The following is a 20,204-nucleotide window of genomic DNA, read 5'->3' as shown; positions in this document are numbered from 1 at the left end:
TAATCGCATGACCGCAAAGATCACCGTGGAGGAACTGGCCGCGCTGATGAAGAAGGCGGCCGGGGTCACTGTCGCCCCGGACGCGCTGCTGGAGCAGGGCGAGTCCGGCTTCGACGCGCTCGGTGTCGACTCGCTCGGCCTGCTCGGCATCGTGGGCGAGCTGGAGAACGCCCACGGCACTCCGATGCCGCCGGACGCGGAGCGCTGCAAGACGCCCCGGCAGTTCCTCGACCTCGTCAACAGCACCCTGATGGCAGGAGCCTGAGATGGCAGGACACACCCAGAACGAGATCACCATCGCCGCACCGCTGGACCTGGTCTGGGACATGACCAACGACCTGGAGCGCTGGCCTCAGCTGTTCAGCGAGTACGCGTCCGTCGAGGTCCTCTCCCGGGAGGGGAAGAAGACGACGTTCCGGCTGACCATGCACCCGGACGACAACGGCACCGTCTGGAGCTGGGTCTCCGAGCGCGAGCCCGACCGCGACACGCTCACCGTGCAGGCCCGCCGCGTGGAGACCGGGCCCTTCGCCCACATGGACATCCACTGGGCCTACGAGGAGGTGCCCGCCGGCACCCGGATGGTCTGGACGCAGGACTTCGCGATGAAGCCGGACGCCCCGGTCGACGACGACTGGATGACCGACAACATCAACCGGAACTCCAAGGTCCAGATGGCTCTCATCCGGGACAAGATCGAGAAGGCCGCCGCCGGCCACCGGCCCTCGCCGGTCATGGCCGACTGAACCGGACGGAGGAGCAAGTCCCATGCACCAGGCCCTGATCGTCGCCCGGATGGCCCCGGGCTCCGCCCCCGACATCGCCAAGGTGTTCGCGGAGTCCGACCGCGGAGAGCTGCCCCACCTCGTCGGGGTCACCCGGCGCAGCCTCTTCCAGTTCGGCGATGTGTACATGCACCTCATCGAGTCCGAGCGCGAGCCCGGCCCCGCCATCGCCAAGGTGACGAGCCACCCCCAGTTCCGGGACGTCAGCGAGCGCCTTTCGGCGTACGTCAGCGCGTACGACCCGGAGACCTGGAGGTCTCCCAAGGACGCGATGGCGCACCGCTTCTACGTCTGGGAGCGCGACTGAGCCGTACGGCACCCCCGTACGGCCACCGGCCGCCGGGCCCGCGATGCTGCGGGCCCGGCGGCCGGTGCGCTGTGTCCGGGTTCCCCGTCACCCGGGCACGTGGCAGTCGAACGCGTGCAGGTACGGGTTGACCGGCCGGATGTCGTCCACCAGCAGGCCGGCCGAGGTCAGCCTGTTCACCATGGAGTCGGTGGTGTGCTTGGCCCCGCCCACGTTGAGGAGCAGCAGCAGGTCCATGGCGGTGCTGAAGCGCATCGAGGGGGTGTCGTCGACCAGGTTCTCGATGACGACGACCCGGGTGCCGGGCCCGCCCGCCTCGACGACGTTGCGCAGCGTGCGGGCCGTGCTCTCGTCGTCCCACTCCAGGATGTTCTTGATGACGTAGACGTCGGCCTGGACCGGGATCGCCTCCCGGACGTCGCCGGGCACGATCCGCGCGCGGTCCGCGAGGTCGCCGCCCTCGCGCAGCCGGGGCAGCGCCTTGTCGACCACCCGGGGCAGGTCGAGCAGACTGCCCTGCATCATCGGGTACTTGTCCAGCAGACAGGCCACCACGTGCCCCTGGCCGCCGCCGATGTCGGCGACCGACTTGCTGCCGGACAGGTCCAGCAGGGCCGCGACCTCCCGCGCCGACTGCTCGCTGGAGCGTGTCATCGCGCGGTTGAAGACGTCCGCGGACTGCGGGGCGTCCTCGTTGAGGTAGGTGAAGAACTCCTTGCCGTAGAGGTCCTCCACGACGTTCCTGCCGGTGCGCACCGCCTCGTCGAGCCGGGGCCAGGCGTCCCAGGTCCATGGTTCGGTGCACCACAGGGCGATGGCGCGCAGGCTGTTCGGGTCGTCCTCGCGCAGCAGCCGGGACATGTCGGTGTGCGCGAACGTCCCGTCCTCCCGCTCGGCGAAGACGCCGTAGCAGGACAGGGCCCGCAGCAGCCGGCGCAACGGCTTCGGTTCGGCCTTCACCGCGGCCGCGAGGTCCTCGACGGTCATCGGGGCCGCGCCGTTGAGGGCGTCGGCGACGCCCAGCCGGGCGGCGGCCCGGACGGCGGCGGCACAGGCTGCGCCGAACACGAGTTCGCGCAGCCGCATGGGTGGCGGTGGGGCTGTTTCAGCGGACTTCATCTGCCGCCCTCTCTTTTCGTTCGGCCTGCGTCGGTCCGGCAGGGACAAGCGGTCGGTCGGTCAGCACAGACCCGCGGGCCTGGAGGCCCGGCACAGGTTGCGGTCGAAGGCGTTGCCCTTGCCGGTGTCCGTGTTCACGAGGTCGGCCGGGGAGTTGTTCTGCAGCGTGTTCTGGTCGATGCGGTTCTCGTCGCTGGTCACGCCCACGAAGCTCTTGAAGAGCACGATGCCGCCGGACAGCGGGGACGCGCCGGCGTTGCGGGCGACCACGTTCCCGGTCACCCGGGTCTTGTCGGTGCCCGTGAGGACGATGCCGGAGCCCTGGAGCTGGGGCAGCCGGTCGGTCTTCGGGCAGGACTTGTTGTTGTCGGTGACCCGGTTCGCGGACACGGTCAGGTCGCCGGCCTTGGGCTGGTTCTCGTCGCCGACGACGAACACCCCGGCGCAGTTGCCGGTGACGCGGTTCGCCGTGACGGTGAGGTTGCGCAGCCTGCGCACGGTGATGCCGATGCGGTTGCCCTCCAGGCTGTTGTGCTGGACCAGCGTCTGGCCGGCGTCGTAGGCGCCCGCCTCCTCCTTGATGGTGTTGGCGAGGAACAGGCCCGCGTCGCCGTTGTCCTTCGCGTAGTTGCTCTGGAGGATCCCGTGCACGGACCGCTCCTGGGCGATGCCCCACACCCCGTTGTCGTGGGCGTACACCCTGCGCACGGTCATGGTGTCGGTCGCCATGCCGAACACGCCGGTGCGGCTGAAGCCGGTCACCGTCAGGTCGGCGACCGTGACGCCCTCGACGTTCTTGGTCTTGGTGCCCACCACACAGATGCCGTTGCCGCCCTCGGAGCAGCTGTCGGCGGCCTTGGCCGAGGACTTGGCCGAGGACTTGGCGCCGGGCTCGATCACCGTCTCGGCGCCCACGCCCCGCAGTGTCACCCCGGGAGTGCCGATCTTGACGCTCTCGTGGTAGGTGCCGGCGAGCACCAGAACGGTGTCCCCGGTCTGCGCGGAGTCCACCGCCTTCTGGATCGATTCTCCCGGGTGGACCACCAGGATCCTGTGGGCGGCCGCCGCGGGGGTGGCCGCGCCCAGTCCCGCGCCGACGAGCGCGGCGGTGCACGCCAGGTATGCGATGTGACATCTGTTCATATCGCATACGCTATGACCGATTAATCCCTTGGTCGGCCGGATAGGCCGTCCGGCGGCGTGTCAGCACCCGCGCGGCACCCGCCCGATCCCCGGCCGCACGGCACCGGCCCGATCCCCGGCCGCACGGCACCCGGCAGGGGCGACCGGCTGTCGGTCCGCCGTCCTCGCCGGCGCCCCACCGTTGAATTTCTCGTGAGAAGCGGACGGCTCGAAAGGCACCTCGATCACCTTGCTGGCCATACTGACGGGTGTGAACCGGGTCATTCGATGTCGGCGTGGGCTCCGGGGCGCGGCAGCCTGCGTCCGCGGCGCCCCGGGCACCTGCGTCTGGCTGCTGATCCTGTTCCTCACCACCGTCGCCCTGCACCACATGTCGCCGGAGTTCGAGCAGCACTTCCTGCGGCGGCGCTCCACCAACATCCACGAGCTGTCGCAGAACCCCGTCCGGGTGCTGATCACCAGCGCGATGTGGATCGACGGCGGACACTGGCTGCCGTACGCGGTCCTGTTCGCCGTCTTCCACGCGCCGGCCGAACGCTGGCTCGGCACCCGGCGCTGGCTCGTGGTGTGCGGGGCCGCGCACGTGCTCGCCACGCTGATCAGCGAGCTGGCCCTGCTCATGGCGATCCGCAACGGTCACGCCCCGCACTCGGCGGTCAACACCCTCGACATCGGCGTGAGTTACGCGCTGGCCGGCGTGATGGCGGTGCTCACCTACCGGATCGCGGCGCCCTGGCGGTACCTGTATCTGGCGGCCCTGCTCGCGTTCTACACGGTGCCGCTGGCCGGCAGCCGCACCTTCACCGACTTCGGGCACTTCCTGTCCGTACTGATCGGGCTGGCGTGCTATCCGCTGGTCAGGGGCCACGGAAAAGCATGGAATCCGAAGGAGACACTGGCCGCGCTGTGGGTTAACGTCCGCGCATGAACAGCTCGGCAAGCGGTGTCGTCAACGGCGGCATCTCCTTCTGGTACGCGGACGACGGCCTCCCGGCGGAACGGGAGCCGCTGCCCGGGGACGCGTCGGCCGACGTGGTCATCGTCGGCGGCGGGTACACCGGGCTGTGGACCGCGTACTACCTGAAGAAGGCCGCTCCCTTCCTCCGCATCACGGTCCTGGAGCAGAAGTTCTGCGGCTACGGCGCCTCCGGCCGCAACGGCGGCTGGCTGTACAACGGCATCGCGGGCCGCGACCGGTACGCGAAGCTGCACGGACACGAGGCCGCGGTGCGCCTGCAGAAGGCGATGAACGACACCGTGTCCGAGGTCGTCGCGGTCACCGCGGCGGAGGGCATCGACGCCGATCTGCACCGGGGCGGGGTGCTGGAGGTGGCGACCACCCCCGCGCAGCTCGCCCGGCTGAGGGCGTTCCACGAGCACGAGCTGTCGTACGGCGAGCAGGACCGCGAGCTCTACGGCGCCCGGCAGACCACCGAGCGGATCAGGGTGGCCGGCGCGGTGGGCTCGACCTGGACCCCGCACGGCGCCCGGCTGCACCCCGTGAAGCTGCTCAAGGGGCTGGCGGCCACCGTGGAGGCGCTCGGCGTCACCCTCCACGAGTCGACACCGGTGACCGAGATCCGCCCCAAGCAGGCGGTGACGCCCTACGGCACGGTCCGCGCCCCGTACATCCTGCGCTGCACGGAGGGCTTCACCGCGTCCCTGAAGGGCCAGAAGCGGACCTGGCTGCCGATGAACTCCTCGATGATCGCCACCGAGCCGCTCACCGACGAGCAGTGGGCGGCGATCGGCTGGGACGGCCACGAGACGCTGGGCGACATGGCGCATGCCTACATGTACGCGCAGCGCACGGCCGACGGGCGGATCGCGCTCGGCGGGCGCGGGGTGCCGTACCGCTTCGGTTCGCGCACCGACAACGACGGCCGCACCCAGCCGGAGACGGTCGAGGCCCTGCGCGAGATCCTGACCCGCTTCTTTCCCGCCCTGGCCGGCCTGCGTGTCGAGCACGCCTGGTCCGGCGTCCTCGGCGTGCCGCGCGACTGGTGCGCCACGGTCACCCTCGACCGGGCCACCGGACTCGGCTGGGCGGGCGGTTACGTCGGCTCGGGCGTCGCCACCGCCAACCTGGCCGCCCGCACCCTGCGCGACCTGGTCCAGCAGGACTCGGGCCAGGCCGGCCGCACCGCACTGACCGAGCTGCCCTGGGTGAACCACAAGGTCCGCAAGTGGGAGCCGGAACCCTTCCGCTGGCTGGGCGTACAGGGCATGTACGCCACGTACCGCGCCGCGGACCAGCGCGAGCGGCTCCACCCCGCCACCGAGTCCTCCCGACCGGCCCGTGCGGCGGACCTGGTCGCGGGCCGCCACTGAGGCGGCCCCGCCGACCCCTGCGGCGCAGGAGCGCGGGGACGAAGGCGGTCGGCCGTGGGGACGAAGGCGGTCGGCCGTGGGGACGAAGGCGGTCGGCCCGTGGGGATGAAGGCGGTCGGCCCGTGGGGATGAAGGCGGTCGGCCCGTGGGGATGAAGGCGGTCGGCCCGTGGGGACGAAGGCGGTCGGCCGCGTGGTGCAGGAGCGCGGGGCCGGAGGCGGTCGGAGACGGGCCGTCCAGGGACCGGAACCGGGTGACGGGGGAGGGCGGCCGCTGGCTACCCTCCCTCTCATGATTCGCACCGCGGCCCCCGCCGACATCCCCGTCATCCACGCCCTGGTCCGCGAGCTGGCCGAGTACGAGAAGGCCCCGCAGGAGGCGCGGGCGAGCGAGGAGCAGCTGCGCGAGGCGCTGTTCGGGGAGCGGCCGGCGGCGTTCGCGCACATGGCCGTGGACGACGCGACCGGCGAGCCCGTCGGCTTCGCGCTGTGGTTCCTCAACTTCTCCACCTGGCGCGGCGTCCACGGCATCTACCTGGAGGACCTGTACGTCCGCCCCGCGGCACGCGGCGGCGGCCACGGCCGGGCCCTGTTGACCGAACTGGCCCGGATCTGCGTGGCGCGCGGCTACGAACGCCTGGAGTGGTCGGTCCTGAACTGGAACCGCCCCGCCATCGGCTTCTACGAGGCCCTCGGCGCCCGCCCCCAGGCCGAGTGGACGGTCTACCGCCTGACGGACGCCCCCCTGACCACCCTCGGAAACGGACACTAGCCGCGGACAGCACGGTCGCCCCGTCCGTGGTGGGTCAGGTGGCCGGCTCCGGTATGGGGGTCTCGGTGTGTGCGTCGTGTCCGGGGGCTCTGGACGTGACCATCAGGCCGGCGACCAGGCCGGCCAGGAGCATGACGCCGGCCGCCCACCAGATGGCGACCGTGTAGCCGTGCACGACAGCCGCCGGGATCACGGTGGCCTTCTGCGCGGGGCGCTGCGGATGGGCCGTGAGATAGGCGGCGGTGCTGGTGGTGGCGACGGTGTTGAGCAGGGCCGTACCGATGGAACCGCCCACCTGCTGGGAGGTGTTGACGGTGGCCGAGGTGACGCCGGAGTCCCGTGGGGCGACGCCCGCGGTGGCGGTGGCGAAGACCGGCATGAAGGTCAGGCCCATGCCGAGACCCAAGAGGATCAGGGCGGGCAGGATCTCCCCGGAGTAGGAGGAGTGGACCGTCATCCGGGTGAGCAGCAGCAGACCGGCCGCGGCGAGGAGCATGCCGGGCACCATGAGCACGCGCGGGGCCACCCGGTGCAGCAGACGGGCCGATATCTGGGTGGAGCCGATGATGATCGCGGCGGTCAGGGGCAGGAAGGCGAGGCCCGCCCTGACCGGCGAGTAGCCCAGGATGACCTGCAGGTAGTAGGTCATGAACAGGAACAGCCCGAACATGCCGATCACCGCGAGCATCATGGTCAGGAAGCAGCCCGCGCGGTTGCGGTCCCGGACGATGTGCAGCGGCAGCAGCGGGCTCGGGGCCCGGGTCTGCCACCACACGAAGGCGGCCAGCAGCACCACCCCGGCCGTGAACAGGGCGAGCACCAGCGGGTCGGACCAGCCGCGCGGCTCGGCCTCGCTGAAGCCGTAGACGATCGCCACGAGTCCGCCGCAGCCGAGCAGTGCGCCGGGCACGTCGAGGCGGGCCCCGCCGAGTCCGGGACGGTCGTGCAGCAGGGCGAAGGCACCGGACATCGCGAGCACGGCGATGGGCACGTTGACGTACAGACACCAGCGCCAGTTCAGGTACTCGGTGAGCACACCGCCGACGATGAACCCGATCGCCGAGCCGCTGCCGGCGAGGGCGCCGTAGATGCCGAAGGCCTTGCCGCGCTCCCGGGGATCGGTGAACGTCGTGGTCAGCAGGGAGAGCGCGGAGGGCGCGAGGACGGCGGCGAAGGCGCCCTGGAGGGCGCGGGCGCCGAAGAGCATGCCCGGGCCGGTCGCCGCGCCGCCGAACGCGGAGGCGGTGGCGAAGCCGGCCAGCCCGACGACGAAGGTGCGTTTGCGGCCGACGAGATCGGCGATCCGGCCGCCGAGCAGCAGGAGTCCGCCGAAGGCGAGGGTGTAGGCGGTGATCACCCACTGGCGGTTGCCGTCGGTCATGTGGAGGTCGTGCTGGGCGGAGGGGAGCGCGATGTTCACGATCGTCGCGTCCAGGACCACCATCAGCTGGGCGAGGGCGATCACGACCAGACCCCACCAGCGGTGGGGATCGGCGTCCCCGGCTCCGGCCGGCGCCGGTGGGGGTTCACCCCTCTGGCCGATGCTCATCTGGCCAGAAGACCATGGATCGGGGCGCGTCGCATCCGGGTCCGCGGGTCCGCCGTCCCCCCGTCCCCCTTGTGTCTCATGGCACCAGCACCACCTTTCCGACCGTGCCGCGCGTCTGCAGCGCGCGGTGCGCGGCCGCCGCCTCGGACAGCGGGAAGCGGGTGACGGCGGGGCGCAGGCGGCCCTCGGCCGCCTCGGTCAGGGCGCGCAGTTCGAGGGCGCGCAGGCCGCCCGCCTTCCGGAGCATGGCCGGGCCGAGGACCGACTCCGAGACGCCCTCGGCGAAGTACCCCTGCCGGCCGTCCCCGATCCCCTCCGCCGACCAGCCGAAGACCAGATGCCGGCCGCCGGACCCGAGCAGGTCCACGGCCTGCCGGGCGACTTCGCCGCCGACGCCGTCGTAGACGACCGTGGCGTGCCGTCCGCCGAGGTGGGCGCGGACCTTGGCGGGCCAGCCGGTGTCGGTGTAGTCGACGGCCAGGTCGGCGCCGGCCGCCTGCACGCGGGCGGTCTTCTCCGGGCCGCCCGCCAGGCCGACGACCACGGCTCCGGCGTTCTTCGCGTACTGCACGAGCAGTGTGCCGATGCCGCCCGCCGCCGCCGGTACGACGACCACGTCGTCCGGCCCCGGCTCGGCGAACTGCACGATGCCCAGCGCCGTACGCCCCGTGCCGATCATGGCGACGGCGTCGGCGTGGTCCAGGTTCTCCGGTATCTCGTGCAGCCGTTCGACGCCGGTGACGGCGAGTTCCGCGTACCCTCCGGGCGCGAAGCCCAGATGGGCGACGACCCGGGTGCCGAGCCATGCCCCGTCCACGCCGTCGCCGAGGGCGTCCACGGTCCCGGCGACCTCGCGGCCGGGGACGGTCGGCAGGGCGGGCCGCTCGGGCAGCGGGCCCTGCTGGCCCTCGCGCAGGGCGGTGTCCAGGAGGTGCACGCCGGCCGCGGCGACCGCGATCCGCACCTCGCCCGGCCCCGGGGCGGGGTCCTCGGTCTCCTCGTAGGTCAGGTTCTCGGCCGGCCCGTAGGCGTACAGGCGAACGGCGTGCATGGGACCCCCAGTGGTCGTGTCTCCGTCTCCGGAGACCCACTGTTCAACCTCAAGCGTGATTGAGGTCAAGGGCGGGCGGGCCGGCCGAGGACCGGCGCCACCGCGGTGAGGGCACCGCCGAAGACACCTCCGACAGCACACCAGGCGCCGGCACCCGGTCGCCGCCACCCGGTCGCCGCCACCCGGTCGCCGGCACTCGGTCGGCCGCGATACGGACGCCCACGAGACGGACGCCGTCGCCGCGGTCCACGGCGGGCCGGACCTCTGCGCCCGCCGGCTGCTGCCGGGCAGGTCGAGGGCGCCCCTACGACGGTCCGCCGCGGCCGCCCGCCGCCAGGTGCCCCGCTCCCTCCGGCCGGTCGCGTCCCGTGGATCCGGTTCTCGCTGGTCAGGGCGGATTGTCAGTGGCGGGGTGCAGCATGGGGGCATGGCGAGGAGAGCGACGGGCAGCGGCGGTGGCAGCGGCACGGGAGCGGGCGGGGCGGCGGCGAAGGGCGCGCGGCGGCCGGAGGTGCGGCTGCCACCTCTGGAGCCCTGGACGGACGGGGAGTTGGAGCCGGACGGTGTTTACGACGGGCTGGAGTTCCGGGAGGCCGACCTGGCCGGGCAGGACGGCGCGGGCGCCCGCTTCATGGACTGTGCGCTGACGGGCTGCGCGGTGGACGAGACGGCGCTGGGCCGGGCCCGGGTGCTGGACTCGGTCCTCACCGGCCTGCGGGGGGTCGGGACGAATCTCGCCGAGTCCACGTTCCGTGACGTCGAGTTGATCGACGCCCGCCTGGGCGGCACCCAGCTGCACGGCGCCGTCCTGGAGCGGGTGGTGATCCGGGGCGGCAAGATCGACTACCTCAATCTCCGCGAGGCCCGCCTCAAGGACGTCGTCTTCGAGTCCTGCGTCCTGGTCGAACCGGACTTCGCCGGTGCCCGCCTGGAGCGGGTGGAGTTCGTCGACTGCGCCCTGAAGGAGGCCGACTTCGGCGGCGCGACCCTGACGGACGTGGACCTGCGCGGGGCCGCCCCGCTGGAGATCGTGCGCGGCCTGGACCGGCTCTCGGGCGCGGTGATCAGCACCGGGCAACTGCTGGATCTGGCACCGGTGCTGGCGCTGGAGCTGGGGATCCGGGTGGAGGGGTGAGAGATCAGGGCAGACGGGGGAAGCGGGCCTGAAGCGTCCAGACCGCCGGGTTCTCCGCCAGGTCCTCGTGCAGATCGGTCAGGTCGGCGAGCAGGTCGTGCAGGAAGTCACGGGCTTCGCGGCGCAGTTCGGTGTGGGAGAAGGTGAGCGGCGCTTCCTCGGCCGGCATCCAGTCGGCCTCGATGTCCACCCAGCCGAAGCGGCGCTCGAAGAGCATCCGGTCGGTGGACTCGGTGAAGTCCAGCTCGGCCTGCTGCGGCCGGGAGGCCCGGGAACCCAGGGGATCCCGGTCCAGCTGCTCCGCGATGTCGCACAGCGCCCACGCGAAGTCCAGCACCGGCACCCATCCCCAGGCTGTGGACAGCTCCCGGTCCGTCTCGGTGTCCGCGAGATAGACGTCCCCGCAGAACAGGTCGTGCCGCAGCGCACGGACGTCCGCACGGCGGTAGTCGGTCTGCGGCGGGTCGGGGAAGCGGTTGGAGAGGGCGTAGCCGATGTCGAGCACGGGAGAGATGGTGTCACGCCGACCGGCCCGGCCCTGCCGCGGTCCGGTTCTGCGGCGGCCCGGCCCTGCCGCGGTCCGGCTCCGTGGCGGCCTGGCTCTGCGACGGCCTGGTTCCGCGGCGGTCCGGCCCTGGTGAGGCGCAGTTCTGGTCTGCGGCGGCGCGGTCAACGGCGCGGTCCGGTTCTGCGGCGGCCTGGCCCTACGGCGGCTTGGCCCTGCCGCGGTCGGGCTCCGTGGCGGCCTGGCTCCGTGTCGGCCTGACCCTGGCACGGTCCGGCCCTGGCGCGGGCCGGCCCTGCCGTGATGCGGCCCTGCCGTGATGCGACCCGCCCGCCTAAGATCACTGACATGTCCAGATCCGCGCGCCTTGTCCCGTCCGCCGCCGCCCTGTTCGCCCTCGCCCTCACCGGCACGGCGTGCGACGGCGGAGTCCACGGCACCCCGGGCGGCTCGGGCGTGCACGACCCGTACTTCCCGAAGGCGGGCAACGGCGGCTACGACGTCACCCACTACGCCCTCACCCTGGACTACACCCCCGGCACCCACCGCCTCACCGGCAAGGCGGTCATCACCGCCCGCGCCACCAAGGACCTCACCGCCTTCGACCTCGACCTCGCCGGGCTGGACGTCGGCTCGGTCAGCGTCGAGGGCAGGCGCGCCCTGTGGAACCGCACCGGCCAGGAACTCACCGTCCGCCCCCATGACGACCTCAGCGACGGCGAGACCTTCACCACCACCGTGCGTTACTCGGGCACCCCGAAGACCCTCACCGACCCCGACGGCTCCGAGGAAGGCTGGCTGCGCACCGCCGACGGCGCGCTCGGCCTCGGCGAGCCGGTCGGCTCCATGGCCTGGTTCCCCGGCAACCACCACCCTTCCGACAAGGCGACCTACGACATCACGGTCACCGTCCCCAAGGGCCTCCAGGCCGTCTCCAACGGCGAGTTGACGAGCCGGAGCACCAAGGGCGGCCGTACCACCTACGCCTGGCACACCGCCCAGCCCATGGCGAGCTACGTCGCCACGGTCGCCATCGGCCACTACGACATCACCAGCACCAAGGGCCCGCACGGCCTGCCGGTCGTCACCGCCGTCGACCCCACCCAGGCCAAGGCGAGCGCGAAGGTGCTCGCGAAGATCCCCGGCATCATCGACTGGGAGGAGAACAACTTCGGGCCCTACCCCTTCTCCTCCACCGGCGCGATCGTCGACCGCCCCGGCGACGCCGACTACGCCCTGGAGACCCAGAACCGGCCCGTCTTCCCCGCCGACCAGCTCGACACCAGCACACTCGTGCACGAGCTGGCCCACCAGTGGTACGGCGACTCGGTCACCCCGAAGTCCTGGCGGGACATGTGGCTCAACGAGGGTTTCGCGACGTACGCGGAGTGGCTCTACGAGGAGGACTACGGCCACAAGAGCGCCCAGCAGACCTTCGACGAGCTGTACGAGGAGGACGACGAGGCCGTGTGGGCCTTCCCCCCGGCGAAACCTTCCAGCGCCGCCCACATCTCCGACAGCCCCGTCTACAAGCGCGGCGCGATGGTCCTGCAGAAGATCCGCCAGAAGGTCGGCGACGACACCTTCTACGACATCATCCAGGGCTGGGCCGCCACCCGCCGGCACGGCAGCGCGAGCACCGCCGACTTCACGGCCTACGTGGAGAAGAAGGCCCCGGACAAGGACTTCACGGAGATCTGGAAGGACTGGCTGTACGGGGACGGCAGGCCGGCCCACCCGTGATGCGCAGGCGGACCGGGGAAGAATTCGGATTACTCCCTTCCGGATAACGGCACCACACCGCGGATTTCCGGGTGTGGGCATGACACCGGTGGGTGTTAGGGTCGGCCGGCAAGATCATCTTGCGTGTCAATCATGGATTCACGAGGGGCTTCGGCATGCCCGGAAACTCGGCTGCCCGCCCCTCGGTATTACAGAGGGGGATCTTGGTGAAGAGGAGAACGACCAAGGCGCTCATGGTCGCCGCGGCGGTTCCCGCCCTGCTCGTGGCCACGTCCGGCGCGGCGTCCGCGGACGGCTGGGTGACGTGGCGGAACGCCAAGTCCAACCTCTATCTCGCCCACGGCTGGGGGGACTACCAGGGTCAGGTCAAGGGGAGCCTGGGCGGGACGGGATGGGAGATCCAGTGGTGGGACATCCAGAACAGCGACGGCAGCTGGAACGAGACCGCCGGTACCAATGAGACCCCTGGTCCGGGCAGGTGCATGACGGGGTACTGGCGGCAGGTGTACACCGAGCCGTGCAACCCGTACCGCGACCAGACGAACTCGTGGCAGCGGTGGAGGGAGATCTCGACCGGGACGGGCTGGAAGCTCCAGAACGTCCAGACCGGCTGGATCCTGGACGACGAGGGTCACGGCGGTATCTACGCCAACTCCACCGACTACAACAACTCCAACCAGCGCTGGAAGTAAGTGCCGTGCCACAGGGCCTGCCGATCCGTTCGGCAGGCCCTGTCCTGGTCTGTGTGAATCGGCAAGGGATTCTCAGGCGCCGGCCTTGATGATTTTCTCGGCCGATTCCACCTTCAGCTTCTGTGTACGCCGTGCGTCCCGCAATTGATCGGCCCGCTGCTTGATGATCTCCCGCTCGTATGCGGCGGAAACCAGAGCAGCGGTCTGCAGGTACTGCGCCTTCCGCTTGCACTCGACGTCCGTGACGGCGGCCGCGATCTCGGCGGGGGAGGGCGGTGGCAGGGTCGCCCCCTTGGGGACCGGCAGGCCCTTGCCGAGGAGGTTCCGGTCGTGCGCGGGGGCCAGCGGGTTGTCGTAGTCGTAGCCGGACTGCTTCATGCAGGCGCTCCACTTGGAGACCGTGGCCACCACCCGGCTGTCCCGGAAAGTCGCGCTCAGCGTCTGCGACCTCAGCTGCTGGACGATCGTGAACAACGTCTCCGGGTTCCTGCCGCCGAGTTTCCTGCGCGCCTTCCCCTCGCATCCGAGCCTGCCGCTCTTCGGGTCGTCGAAATAGGCCCGCTGCACCGCCGGAGTGATCGCGTCATGGGCCGGCCGGCCCCTCGCCGGCTCCTTTTCGGGGGACGGCTCCCGGTACCCGTAGACCTTGACGGCTTTCATGTCGATCACGCCGTAGAGCACATAGGGGGCCAGCGGCTCGGGTCCGCCGTCGGGCATGAGTGTCTTGGGGAGCTTCAGCCCCTTGTCCCGCATGCAGCGCTGCGCGAGCACGTTCTCGGCCCGGACGATCGTCGTCTCGTCCCGCACCGAGACGTACGCGTCCAGCGGCAGGGTCATCGAACCGTCGGGCCGGACGACCGCACCGCCGCCCTTGAGACCGACCGGCTTGGACGGATCGCCGTCCGACGCCGTGACGAGCGGCGGAATCCACGGCTCCGTCCCCGAAAAGCCCGGCGGGGCGGGCTTCTTCGCCGAATCGCTGTTCGCCGGGGCCGAGGAGTCGCTGCATCCCCCGACCGCGACGACGGCCATCAGCACTGCACCGGCCACCCACAGTGGCCTGGATTCACGTATCGCTCTCATCATCCCGATATCGATCCGAAGTCATCGGACAAGTCCGGGGGTTGATGGGCGCCGGGCTCACGGCACGGCCGCCGTGGTGGCCGAAGCCGGCCACCGGTGTCCGTCCGCGAGGACGCGATATCCAGTTGGGTCCGCACGCCCGGCGAAAGTGCCGGGTCGCCCCCCGAGCAGACCCTTGACCGCCGATTCTGTCAGACATCGGTTCTCGATTCGGCCGCCGGACGATCAAGACCGCGCACGCGCCGGAGCCCCCGGCCGGAAGGCCGGGGGCTCCGAGCAGGCTTCAGCGCCCTGACGGGCTCGCTCAGACGTTGACGCCGAAGTCCTGGGCGATGCCCACGAGGCCCGAGGCGTAGCCCTGGCCCACGGCGCGGAACTTCCACTCCGCGCCGTTGCGGTACAGCTCGCCGAAGACCATGGCCGTCTCGGTGGCGGCGTCCTCGGAGAGGTCGTAGCGCGCGATCTCGGCGCCGCCGGCCTGGTTGATGATGCGGATGTAGGCGTTGCGGACCTGGCCGAAGTTCTGGCCGCGGTTCTCGGCGTCGTAGATGGAGACCGGGAAGACGATCTTGTCGATGTCGGCCGGGAGAGCGGCGAGGTTGACGTTGATGGCCTCGTCGTCGCCGGCGCCCTCGCCCGTGCGGTTGTCGCCCGTGTGGACGATCGAGTTGTCCGGGGTCTGCTTGTTGTTGAAGAAGACGAAGTGGGCGTCGGAGTAGACCTTGCCCTGCGTGTTGACCGCGATGGCGGAGGCGTCCAGGTCGAAGTCCGTGCCGGTGGTGGTGCGGACGTCCCAGCCGAGGCCCACGGTGACGGCGGTCAGGCCCGGAGCCTCCTTGGTGAGCGAGACGTTGCCACCCTTGGACAGGCTTACAGCCATGATTGGGAGTCCCTTCCTTTAGGTTTCTGTGCCGACGAAGCTACCGTCACCGGGAAGAACGTCGAGGGGGGTCCCCATGGTTCCGGATCCCTTTACCTCTTTTACCAACCCGGAAAACCGGGTGACGCGAGCCGGGCAGGGGCGGGAACATGGGACACATGTCCGGTCATTCTCCGGGGTCTGGGGGGCCGACCCCCGGAAGAGCCCCCGGCAAACACAGCATCCGTGGCTCCGTCTCGCTTCCCGAGGCCGAGCTGATGTGGCGTTTCTCCAGGTCGTCCGGGCCGGGCGGCCAGCATGTGAACACCAGCGACTCCCAGGTGGAGCTGCGCTTCGACCTGGCCGCCACCGAGGCGCTTCCTCCGGTGTGGAAGGAACGGGCGCTGCAGCGGCTGGCCGGGCGGCTGGTCGACGGGGTCGTCGTCGTACGGTCCTCCGAGCACCGTTCGCAGTGGCGCAACCGTGAGGCCGCCGCCGTACGCCTCGCCGCCCTCCTCGCGGAGGCCACCGCACCCCCGCCCAAGCCCCGCAGGCCGACCCGGATCCCGCGCGGCATCAACGAGCGCCGCCTGCGGGAGAAGAAGCAGCGCTCGGAGACGAAGCGCGGCCGCACCGGACGGGACTGGGGCTAGCCGCCACGGCCGGCTGTCACACCCGCGCCTTCCGATCCGTCATGCCACTGACGAGCGACGAGCGACGAGTGCAGTACGGGACGGAGAGGCTGGCCCGCCGATGAACGACAACGACCGCGAGTGCGACCGCGAGTGCGACCACGGCAGCGACCACCGTGGCGCCGACCGGCACGGCGCCGACCGGCACGGCGCCGACCGGCACGGCGCCGACCGGCACGGCGCCGACCGGCATGGCGCCGGCCACCGGGACCGGGCCACGGGCGGTGGCCGGCGCGACAGCGACCACCGCAGTGGCCCCCATGGCGCCGGCCAGCAGGACGGGGCCACGGGCGGTGACCGGCCGTGCGGTGACGGCCTGGGCGGTGACCATCGCGGCCGCACGGACTTGCTCGCCGAGCGTTTCGAGGCGCACCGGGGGCATCTCCATGCCGTCGCCCACCGCATGCTCGGGTCGGCCGCCGAGGCCGACGACGCCGTGCAGGAGGCCTGGTTCCGGCTCAGCCGCACCGATGCCCGGCAGGTGGAGAACCTCGGCGGCTGGCTGACGACGGTCGTCGGCCGGGTCTGCCTGGACCTGCTCCGCTCCCGCCGCTCCCGTGCCGAGCAACCGCTGGACGCCTGGGACCCGGCACCGTCCTGTGAGCCGGACCCCGCCCAGGACGCCCTGCTCGCCGACTCGGTCGGGGGCGCCCTGCTGGTCGTCCTCGACACCCTCACCCCCGCCGAGCGGCTCGCGTTCGTGCTGCACGACCTGTTCGCCGTGCCGTTCGAGGAGGTCGCCGGCATCCTCGGCCGCAGCCCGGCCGCGGTACGGCAGCTCGCCAGCCGGGCCCGCCGCCGGGTGCAGGGCGCCGAGGCCCCGGACGCCGACCTGGCCCGGCAACGCCGGGTCGTCGACGCCTTCCTGGCCGCCGCGCGGGGCGGCGACTTCGACGGGCTGCTCGCGGTGCTCGACCCGGACGTGGTGGCCCGCAGCGAGGCCGGTGTGACCAGCGGCGCCCCGGCGGTCGCCGCCGGCGCGACGAGTTACGCCCAGCTGGCCCGGGTTGCTCGACCCGCCCTGGTGGGCGGCGCCACCGGTCTGGTGGTCCTGGCCGCCGACGGCCACCCGGAGCGAGTGCTGACCTTCACCTTCGTCCGCGACCGCATCGCCGTCATCGAGATCGTGACCGACCCCGCACGGGTGTCCGGGCTCACCGTCGAGCCGGCGTAGCGCACCCGACGGTCAGGCTCCGCCCGGACCGTCCTCGTTGCGGACCAAGGCACACAAAACCCGACGACGGACGGACCGAGCACGGACCGAAGACGGACGGACCGAGCACGGACCGAAGACGGACGGACCGAGCACGGACCGAAGACGGACGGACCGAGCACGGACCGAAGACGGACCGACCGAGCACGGACCGAAGACGGACCGAAGACGACGGACGGACCGAAGACGGACCGAAGACGACGGACGGACCGAAGGCGGACCGAGGACGGTCGGCGGAAGGCAGGCGGAAGGCAGGCGGAAGGCAGACGGAAGGCAGGCGGAAAGCAGTGCGGAAGTCGGGCTGAAAGCCGGGCGGAAAGCCGGGCGGAAAGACAGATGGAGAGCCGGTCGCAGGTCCCGTAAGGCACATGGAGCACGCCTTTCACGGCTCGGTCACGGAATTGCGGGCTGGTCGGCCGGTCAGTATTACGGGATTGCGGGACGGGGCGGCCGGTCAGCCCAACTGCCGGTAGCGGCCCCGGAAATAGAGCAGTGGCCCGCCCTCCGCGCTCGGCACCTGCGCGGTCAGCACCCGGCCGATGACGAGGGTGTGGTCACCCGCCGTCACCCGCTGCTCGGTGCGGCACTCCAGGGTGGCGAGCGCGCCGCCCATCAGCGGTGCGCCGGTGACCTCGCCGCGGACGCAGGGGAGGTCCTCGAAGAGCAGGCGGTCGCTGATGCGGCCCTTCATGGCGAACCGGCCGGCGATGTGCCGCTGGCTCTCGGTGAGGACCGAGACGGCCCACAGCGGCTGTTCGTCGAGCAGGTCGTCCATGCGGGATCCCTCGCGCAGGCCGACCAGCACCAGCGGCGGGTCCAGCGAGACGGACATGAAGGCGGTGGCGGTCATGCCGACGTCCTCGACACCCGGTGCGCCGGGGTCGTCCGGGTCCAGCGGCGGCTCCTGCGCGGTGACCAGGACCACGCCCGCGGCCAGCCGGGACATCGCGGCCCGGAACTCGTCGTTGCTCACCCCCTCAGCATGCCCGGAAGCGGCGGGGGCGGTGGGTGAGGGAGTGTTCAGCACGCCGGAAACGCTAATCTCCGCACGGCGCGCACCGCATCGGGCCTGCGCCCGAGGCGGGTCCTAGGACCGGGGGACCAGGCGGCGGCCCGGCGCCGGGGCCGGACGCGGACCCGGGACGGCCGTGGGACGGTGGACGGTTTGTGCATCATGTGCACACACCCGCAAAGAGTGTGTTCAGTAAAGGCACAGGGAAAACGCAGAAACTCCACTCAATTGTTCACGTTCCCCTGTGACTTGAGTCACAAGGGGCAGGAATTGTTGACCCTGTGTACCGAGTGGGCAGCGCGCTGTGATTCAGTGGCGGGAAGCTGAGAGAGCACTGTAAGAGCACCACCTACAGCCACCTAGGGCACGACGTAGAGCACCGCGTAAAGAACGCCGAAGACAACCCTTGATTCGCTGCGAGGTCTCGGGGGGAGGGCGAGCATGGAGACCGAGTCGGAGCCGTATGTCCGCCTTGCGTCCCTGCGGCAGCTGCACCAGGTCATGGCCGACATGAACACGGCACGCAGCCTGGCGGACACACTGCAGACCGTGGCCGACGGCGTCGTGAACGCCCTCGGGTACGAGATGGCCTGCGTCAACCTCGTACGCCCCGACGGCGATCTCGTCGTCGCCGCCTTCTCCGGGAACTCCGCCGCCGAGGCCCTCATCACCGGCCGGGTCGGCTCCCGCGACTCCTGGCTGCGCCGGCTGAACATGGGTGAACAGTGGGGCGACCTGGTGTTCATACCGCACACCGAGGGCTGGGTGCTGGACGACGACGACGTCCCGCAGTGGTACACCGACGGGCCCGCGCCGCGCTTCGAGGACGAGTGGCACCCCTCCGACCGGCTCTTCGCGCCGATGTACACGCCGGGCGTGCAGGGCGGCTCCTCCGGCGAGCTGCTCGGCGTCATATCCGTCGACCGGCCCCGCAACGGCCGCCACCCCGGAGCCTGGGGCCGCGAGGCGCTCCAGATGTACGCGTTCCAGGCCGCCATCGCCATCAGCAACGCGCGTCTACGTGCGAACATGCAGCGCGCGCTGGTCCGGCTGGAGCGTGAGCAGCAGGCCCTGAGGGCCAGCGAGGAAAGCTTCAGGCAGGCCTTCGAGTACGCCCCCTCCGGCATGGCGATCGCCGAGATGGGCGGGGACCAGCACGGCCGGATCCTGCGCACCAACGACGCCCTGTGCCGCCTGCTGGGCCGCCCCGCCTCCGCGATGCGCCGCTACTCCTTCTCCGACCTGGTGCACCCCGAGGACATCGGCACGCTGCTGCGGACCTCCGCGGAGGGAGGCCGCGCGGAGCTCCGCCTCGGCCGCCGCGACGGCAGCTACGTCTGGGTCAGCCTGCGCAACTCCGTCGTCGCGGACGCCGCCGACGGGCCCCGCTTCCTGCTCACCCACGTCGAGGACATCGAGGAGCGCAAGCGCCGCGAGCTGCAGCTCGCCCACCGGGCCTCGCACGACTCCCTCACCGGCCTGCCGAACTCCGCCGAGCTGCGCTCGCGCCTGGCGGCCCGCCTGTGCCGGCGCCAGGCCCATGCCGGCGAGCTGGAGTCCCTGGACGCGGCCTACGGCCACCCCGCCTACGACACCCCCGCCGGCCACGGCTTCGACTTCGCCCCGGGCGCGGAGGCGTTCGACGCCTTCGACCACCATGTGCACACCGTCGCCCCCGAGGACGCCCACGACGACGGTGCCAAGGGCCTGGCGGTCCTCTTCTGCGACCTGGACGGCTTCAAGTCGATCAACGACCGGTTCGGTCACAACGCGGGCGACGCGGTCCTGATCGAGGTCGCCCGGCGGCTGTCCCGGGGCGTGCGCGACGGTGACACCGTGGCCCGGCTCGGCGGCGACGAGTTCGTGATCCTCGCCGACGGGCTCGGCAAGGCCGACGCCCAGGACCTGGCCGTACGCCTGCGCAACGAGATCATCCAGCCGATCCGCGCCGAGGGCCGGGCGGTCCGGGTGGGCGCCAGCTTCGGCATCGGGTGGGCACACTGCGGCATGACCGCGGACGAAGTGTTGAAGTCGGCCGACGAGCGGATGTACGTAGAGAAACGATCTCGTCCCAAACAACACCGACGCGCCGGATGATCCGCAGGTCAGCGAGTTGATGCGGTCCGAGTCACCCGTTTGGGCCAGCCAGAGCGGGTAGGCTCGCCATTCCATACCCGTATCGCATCCGCCCGCACCTGTTGAGGAGTACCTAGG

General features: G+C 71.3%; 20 protein-coding genes. 12 read left to right on the top strand and 8 right to left on the bottom strand.

Features of this window, described 5'->3' with window-relative positions; translation table 11 throughout:
* Positions 1-7: 7 nt before the first annotated feature.
* Genes ACZ7P3_RS24435 through ACZ7P3_RS24425 form a run of 3 tightly spaced genes read left to right on the top strand, consistent with a single transcriptional unit; the run spans position 8 to position 1,092 of the window.
* Positions 8-265, top strand: a complete 258-nt coding sequence (locus tag ACZ7P3_RS24435) for an acyl carrier protein (RefSeq protein ID WP_472085022.1) — start codon at positions 8-10, stop codon at positions 263-265.
* A gap of 1 nt (position 266) precedes the next feature.
* Positions 267-746, top strand: coding sequence for an SRPBCC family protein (locus ACZ7P3_RS24430; protein ID WP_472085020.1), 480 nt, complete (start codon positions 267-269; stop codon positions 744-746).
* A 22-nt stretch (positions 747-768) separates the two neighbouring features.
* Positions 769-1,092 (top strand): TcmI family type II polyketide cyclase, encoded by a 324-nt coding sequence (locus ACZ7P3_RS24425; protein WP_472085018.1) that lies wholly within the window; start codon positions 769-771, stop codon positions 1,090-1,092.
* An 87-nt stretch (positions 1,093-1,179) separates the two neighbouring features.
* Here the strand turns inward: ACZ7P3_RS24425 and ACZ7P3_RS24420 are convergent, their stop codons facing one another.
* Entirely contained in the window at positions 1,180-2,211 is a 1,032-nt protein-coding gene (locus ACZ7P3_RS24420; protein WP_472085016.1) for a methyltransferase, read from the bottom strand.
* A gap of 60 nt (positions 2,212-2,271) precedes the next feature.
* Positions 2,272-3,354 carry a right-handed parallel beta-helix repeat-containing protein gene (locus tag ACZ7P3_RS24415; RefSeq protein WP_472085014.1) on the bottom strand — a complete coding sequence of 361 codons (1,083 nt, stop codon included), beginning with the start codon at positions 3,352-3,354 and terminating at the stop codon, positions 2,272-2,274.
* Positions 3,355-3,604: 250 nt separating this feature from the next.
* Between ACZ7P3_RS24415 and ACZ7P3_RS24410 the strand changes: the two genes are divergently transcribed.
* The 3 genes from ACZ7P3_RS24410 (at position 3,605) to ACZ7P3_RS24400 (ending at position 6,456) form a co-directional block, all read left to right on the top strand.
* Positions 3,605-4,282 carry a rhomboid-like protein gene (locus ACZ7P3_RS24410; protein WP_472085012.1) on the top strand — a complete coding sequence of 226 codons (678 nt, stop codon included), beginning with the start codon at positions 3,605-3,607 and terminating at the stop codon, positions 4,280-4,282.
* Entirely contained in the window at positions 4,279-5,685 is a 1,407-nt protein-coding gene (locus ACZ7P3_RS24405) for an NAD(P)/FAD-dependent oxidoreductase (protein ID WP_472085010.1), read from the top strand. Before ACZ7P3_RS24410 ends, ACZ7P3_RS24405 begins: the two co-directional genes overlap by 4 nt.
* Before the next feature lie 291 nt (positions 5,686-5,976).
* Entirely contained in the window at positions 5,977-6,456 is a 480-nt protein-coding gene (locus ACZ7P3_RS24400; RefSeq protein ID WP_472085008.1) for a GNAT family N-acetyltransferase, read from the top strand.
* A gap of 34 nt (positions 6,457-6,490) precedes the next feature.
* Here the strand turns inward: ACZ7P3_RS24400 and ACZ7P3_RS24395 are convergent, their stop codons facing one another.
* Together ACZ7P3_RS24395 and ACZ7P3_RS24390 are read right to left on the bottom strand one after the other, a co-directional pair.
* Positions 6,491-8,005 (bottom strand): MFS transporter, encoded by a 1,515-nt coding sequence (locus ACZ7P3_RS24395; RefSeq protein ID WP_472085006.1) that lies wholly within the window; start codon positions 8,003-8,005, stop codon positions 6,491-6,493.
* Between the two features lie 76 nt (positions 8,006-8,081).
* Positions 8,082-9,056 carry a zinc-binding dehydrogenase gene (locus ACZ7P3_RS24390; RefSeq protein WP_472085004.1) on the bottom strand — a complete coding sequence of 325 codons (975 nt, stop codon included), beginning with the start codon at positions 9,054-9,056 and terminating at the stop codon, positions 8,082-8,084.
* Between the two features lie 427 nt (positions 9,057-9,483).
* On the opposite strand from ACZ7P3_RS24390, the gene ACZ7P3_RS24385 reads away from it, so the two are divergent.
* The gene (locus tag ACZ7P3_RS24385; protein ID WP_472085002.1) at positions 9,484-10,191 is read left to right on the top strand and encodes a pentapeptide repeat-containing protein; all 708 of its coding nucleotides are present in this window, start codon (positions 9,484-9,486) and stop codon (positions 10,189-10,191) included.
* A 4-nt stretch (positions 10,192-10,195) separates the two neighbouring features.
* On the opposite strand, the gene ACZ7P3_RS24380 is transcribed toward ACZ7P3_RS24385, so the two are convergent.
* The gene (locus ACZ7P3_RS24380) at positions 10,196-10,696 is read right to left on the bottom strand and encodes a hypothetical protein (RefSeq protein WP_472085000.1); all 501 of its coding nucleotides are present in this window, start codon (positions 10,694-10,696) and stop codon (positions 10,196-10,198) included.
* A gap of 348 nt (positions 10,697-11,044) precedes the next feature.
* Here ACZ7P3_RS24380 and ACZ7P3_RS24375 point away from each other — a divergent pair, with 348 nt between their 5' ends.
* Both ACZ7P3_RS24375 and ACZ7P3_RS24370 read left to right on the top strand, forming a co-directional pair.
* The gene (locus tag ACZ7P3_RS24375) at positions 11,045-12,439 is read left to right on the top strand and encodes a M1 family metallopeptidase (RefSeq protein ID WP_472084998.1); all 1,395 of its coding nucleotides are present in this window, start codon (positions 11,045-11,047) and stop codon (positions 12,437-12,439) included.
* Between the two features lie 206 nt (positions 12,440-12,645).
* Complete coding sequence (locus ACZ7P3_RS24370; RefSeq protein ID WP_472084996.1) at positions 12,646-13,131, top strand: hypothetical protein; 486 nt, start codon at positions 12,646-12,648, stop codon at positions 13,129-13,131.
* Positions 13,132-13,203: 72 nt separating this feature from the next.
* On the opposite strand, the gene ACZ7P3_RS24365 is transcribed toward ACZ7P3_RS24370, so the two are convergent.
* Both ACZ7P3_RS24365 and ACZ7P3_RS24360 read right to left on the bottom strand, forming a co-directional pair.
* Entirely contained in the window at positions 13,204-14,181 is a 978-nt protein-coding gene (locus ACZ7P3_RS24365; RefSeq protein ID WP_472084994.1) for a hypothetical protein, read from the bottom strand.
* Between the two features lie 337 nt (positions 14,182-14,518).
* The gene (locus tag ACZ7P3_RS24360) at positions 14,519-15,094 is read right to left on the bottom strand and encodes a TerD family protein (protein WP_067005091.1); all 576 of its coding nucleotides are present in this window, start codon (positions 15,092-15,094) and stop codon (positions 14,519-14,521) included.
* A gap of 158 nt (positions 15,095-15,252) precedes the next feature.
* On the opposite strand from ACZ7P3_RS24360, the gene arfB reads away from it, so the two are divergent.
* On the top strand, positions 15,253-15,726 hold the full coding sequence (gene arfB, locus ACZ7P3_RS24355; protein WP_472084992.1) for an alternative ribosome rescue aminoacyl-tRNA hydrolase ArfB: 474 nt from the start codon (positions 15,253-15,255) through the stop codon (positions 15,724-15,726).
* A 355-nt stretch (positions 15,727-16,081) separates the two neighbouring features.
* Positions 16,082-16,939 (top strand): sigma-70 family RNA polymerase sigma factor, encoded by an 858-nt coding sequence (locus tag ACZ7P3_RS24350; RefSeq protein WP_472085239.1) that lies wholly within the window; start codon positions 16,082-16,084, stop codon positions 16,937-16,939.
* Between the two features lie 493 nt (positions 16,940-17,432).
* On the opposite strand, the gene ACZ7P3_RS24345 is transcribed toward ACZ7P3_RS24350, so the two are convergent.
* Entirely contained in the window at positions 17,433-18,005 is a 573-nt protein-coding gene (locus ACZ7P3_RS24345) for a flavin reductase family protein (protein ID WP_472084990.1), read from the bottom strand.
* Between the two features lie 426 nt (positions 18,006-18,431).
* Between ACZ7P3_RS24345 and cdgB the strand changes: the two genes are divergently transcribed.
* Positions 18,432-20,087 carry a diguanylate cyclase CdgB gene (gene cdgB / locus ACZ7P3_RS24340; protein ID WP_472084988.1) on the top strand — a complete coding sequence of 552 codons (1,656 nt, stop codon included), beginning with the start codon at positions 18,432-18,434 and terminating at the stop codon, positions 20,085-20,087.
* The last annotated feature ends 117 nt before the right edge of the window (positions 20,088-20,204 follow it).

Source organism: Streptomyces sp. NPDC107581 (assembly GCF_055657175.1).
This window is presented reverse-complemented; position numbering and strand designations above follow the sequence as displayed.